The sequence below is a fragment of the Dactylosporangium siamense genome (genome assembly GCF_016862795.1).
In the GTDB taxonomy this organism is placed as follows: Bacteria; Actinomycetota; Actinomycetes; order Mycobacteriales; family Micromonosporaceae; genus Dactylosporangium; species Dactylosporangium siamense.
The window spans coordinates 1-4044 of the sequence record NZ_BONQ01000243.1 but is presented as its reverse complement, the minus strand read 5'-3'; the positions used below and the strand labels follow the sequence as shown (position 1 = coordinate 4044).

The window sequence follows — 4044 nt, the reverse complement described above, 5'->3', positions numbered from 1 at the left end:
AGCACCGTCATCGACACGGTTGCCGCGTTGCGTCGCGCCAGCGCCCGAAGGGCCGAGGCCACCTCGGCCGGGACGTCGAAGACGACCCGGTCGCCGTTGACGGTCCGCACCGCCGGGCGGGGGCGGTCGGTCGGCAGCTCCAGCACGGGCGCGCCGGTGAGGCGGTCCCGCCAGTAGGAGAGCTGGCGGTCGAGGACCTCGCCGCGTAGCCAGTCGCGCTGCCAGACGGCGAAGTCGGCGTACTGGACCGGCAGTGGCGCGAGCGGCGACGGTTCGCCCCGCCGGATCGCTTCGTACAGCGCGCCGAGCTCGTCCTGCAGGATCCGCATCGACCACTGGTCCGACACGACGTGGTGCATGCAGAGCCCGAGCACGTGCTCGTCGTCGCCGAGGCGGTAGAGCACGCCGCGCAGCAGCGGGCCGGTCGCCAGGTCGAACGGGGTCGCCGCGTCGGCCGCGATCCGCCGGTCGGCCTCGAGCGCCGGGTCGGCCGTCCCCGTCAGGTCGGCGACCTCGAGCCGGAAGTCTGCCGGCGCCTCGACGACCTGGATCGGATGGCCGGCGTCGTCGGCGACGAGCCGCGTGCGCAGCACCTCGTGCCGCTCGACCAGTGCGGTGAGGGCCGCCCCCAGCGCGGCGACGTCCACGGGCGCGGTCAGGCGCAGGGGCACGGGCATGTTGTATTCGACGGCCGCGGGGTCCAGCTGCTGCAGGAACCACAGCCGCTGCTGCGCGAACGACAGCGGCAGCGGCCGCTCTCGGCCCACGGGCACGACGGGCGGCGCGGCGCCCGCGTCGGCCCCCTCGACCAGCTCGGCGAGGCCGGCCACGGTCGGGCGGTCGAAGAGGGCGGCGAGGGGCAACTGGCGGCCGTAGACCGCGACGATCCGCGACATCACCTGCGTGGCCAGCAGCGAGTGGCCGCCGAGGGCGAAGAAGTCGTCCGTGACGCCGACCCGGTCCAGGCCGAGCACGCCGGCCCAGATGCCGGCGAGGGTCTCCTGGTGCGGAGTGCTCGGCGCGCGGTAGCCGTCGAGGCCGGGCCGCCCGGCGCCGGGCTCGGGCAGGGCCGCCCGGTCGGTCTTGCCGCTCGGGTTGAGCGGAAGCTCGGACAGCTCGACGAACGCCGCCGGCACCATGTACTCCGGCAGGTCGTGGCGCAGGTGCCGGCGCAGTTCGTCCGTGGACGGCACACCCCGCTGCGGGTCGGCCGGCACGAGGTATGCGATGAGCCGCTGTTCGCGGTTGTCGGCCCGGGCCACCACGACGGCGGTCGCGACGTCGGGGTGAGCGGACAGCACCGCCTCGATCTCGCCCAGCTCGATCCGGAACCCGCGGATCTTCACCTGATGGTCGGTCCGGCCCAGGAAGTCCAGCCGCCCGTCGGCCCGCCACCGCACGATGTCGCCGGTCCGGTACAACCGCGAACCGTCGGCGGCGAACGCGTCGGCGATGAACCGCTCCGCCGTCAGATCCGCTCGATCCCGATAGCCGCGAGCAACGCCGACCCCGCCGATGCACAGCTCCCCGACCGCGCCGACCGGCGCCGGGCGCAGCATCGCGTCCAGGACAAGGAACTGCGTGTTGGCGATCGGCGCGCCCAGGTCCACACCCGCGCCGGGCTCGAGCCGGCGGCACGCGGACCAGATCGTGGTCTCTGTCGGCCCGTACATGTTCCACACCCCGGCGGTGCGCTCCAGCAGCGCCTCTGCCAGGGCGACCGGCAACGCCTCGCCACCGCACAGCACCCGCAGCCCGGGCGCGCCCGCCCAGCCGGACTCCACCAACATCCGCCACGTCGCCGGCGTCGCCTGCATCACGCTCGCCCCGGACCGCTCGATCAGGCCCGCCAGCAGTTCGCCGCTGCGGGCGGTGTCCCGATCGGCCACCACAACCGTGCCGCCGACCGTCAACGGCAGGAACACCTCCAACCCGGCGATGTCGAACCCGAACGTCGTCACCGCCAGCAGCACGTCATCCGCACCCAGACCCGGCTCCACCGCCATGCTGGCCAGGAAGTTCACCACATTGCGCTGACTGACCTGCACACCCTTCGGCCGCCCCGTCGACCCAGACGTGTAGATCACATACGCCAATCGATCCGCCGACGCCTCCACCACGGGCCGGTCGGCCGGCTGCGCCGGCAACGCCGGATCGTCCGGGCGCACCAGCCGCACCCCGCCGGCCAGCACCTCGGCCACCGCACCACGGCCCAGCAGCACCGTGGCCGCGCTGTCCGACAGCATGTAGCTCAGCCGGTCCTCCGGATGGTCCGGATCCAGCGGAAGGTACGCCGCACCGGCCTTCCACACCGCCAACGCCGCGACAACGAGGTCGACTCCTCGCTCCAGACACACGCCGACGACCGTCTCCGGACCCGCCCCCGCCGAGCGCAGCAGATGCGCGAGACGGTTGGACCGGTGCTCCAACTCCGCATACGACAGCTCCTGCGCGCCGGACACCACGGCCACGCCTGGGCGCTCGATGATGAGATCCGCGACACCCGACACCGCCGGCACCGGACGGCCGGTCTCGTTGCGGACCGCGAGGTCACGCGCCGCCGTTGCCGACACCGGCAGCGCGGACAACCGCCGGGCCGGGTCCTGCGACAGCCGAGCCAGCAGGTCCACGAACTCCTCAGCGAGCCGCTCGATCGTGACCCGGTCATACAACGCCGTGCTGTACTGCAACGAGCCCCGCACGGTGTCACCGGCCTCGCCCAGCGTCACACCGAGGTCGAACTTGGCATCCTCGATCACCTCACCGTCGAGACCTGCCTGCCCACCGTCGGCGTCCTGCGGCGACTCCGGCCCGGCCGTGACGTAGTTGAACAGCACCTGGAACAGCGGCGTGCGGGCGCGGTCCCGCTCGACCACCAGCTCGTCGACCAGCCGCTCGAACGGCACGTCCTGATGCCCGAAGGCCTCCAGCGCCGTCTGCCGCACCCGGCCCAGCAGCTCGGCGAACGTCGGGTCGCCGGACAGGTCGGTGCGCAGGACCAGGGTGTTGACGAAGAAGCCGATCAGGCCCTCGACCTCGGCCCGGTTCCGGTTGGTGATCGGGGTGCCGACCACGATGTCGTCCTGACCGGCGTACCGGCCCAGCAGCACGGTGAACGCGCCGAGCAGGGTCATGAACATCGTCGCGGCGCTGCCCCGGGCCGCCTCCCGCAGCGCCTCGGCCACGTCCCGCGGCACCTCGAACTCCACCACGTCGCCGGCCGACGAACGCACCGCCGAGCGCGGCCGATCCGTGGACAGCTCGAGGACGGGCGCGCCAGCCAGCCTGGTGCGCCAGTAGTCCAGCTGGCCTTCCAGCACCGCACCCGACAGCCAGTCACGCTGCCACGCGGCGAAGTCGGCGTACTGCACCGGCAGCGCCGCCAGCGGCGACGGCCGGCCCTCGCGGAACGCCCGGTACAACGCGTCCAACTCGTCGCGCAGAATCCGCGCCGACCACTCGTCCGACACGACGTGATGCATCGACAGCCCGAGCACATGATCGTCCGGCCCCAGCCGGAACAACACGCCCCGGATCACACCGACCGCCAGATCGAACGGCACCGCCGCATCCGCCGCGATCCGATCACGCACCGCGCCCATCGGATCCGGCTCGCCGCTCAGGTCCACCAGCTCCAGCGGGCACCCGCTCGGCGGGTCGACGACCTGCCAGGGCACCCCCTCGGCGTCGGCGACCAGCCGGGTCCGCAGCACCTCGTGCCGCTCCACGATCGCGTCCAGCGCCCCGCGCAACGCGGACACGTCCAGCTCCCCGGCGATGTGCATGGGTCGGTACACGTTGTATTCGGTCGAGTCGGGTTCCAGCTGGTGCAGGAACCACAGCCGCTGCTGCGCGAACGACAACGGCAACGGCCGGCCACGGTCAACGGGGACGATCGGCGGCGCCGCCGGCCCGGTCCGCGCCGCATCCTCCAGCACCCCCGCCAACCCCGCGATCGTGGGATGGTCGAACAGCACCGCCAACGGAATATCCGTGTTCAACGCTGCCGCCAGCCGCGACACCGCCTGGGTGGCCAGCAGCGAG

Annotated in this window: 1 protein-coding gene; it reads right to left on the bottom strand. The window is 72.9% G+C overall.

Annotated elements, in window-relative coordinates; all coding sequences use genetic code 11:
- Positions 1-4044, bottom strand: a 4044-nt coding sequence (locus tag Dsi01nite_RS56695; RefSeq protein WP_203854853.1) for a non-ribosomal peptide synthetase, incomplete at both ends; no start/stop codon positions are given.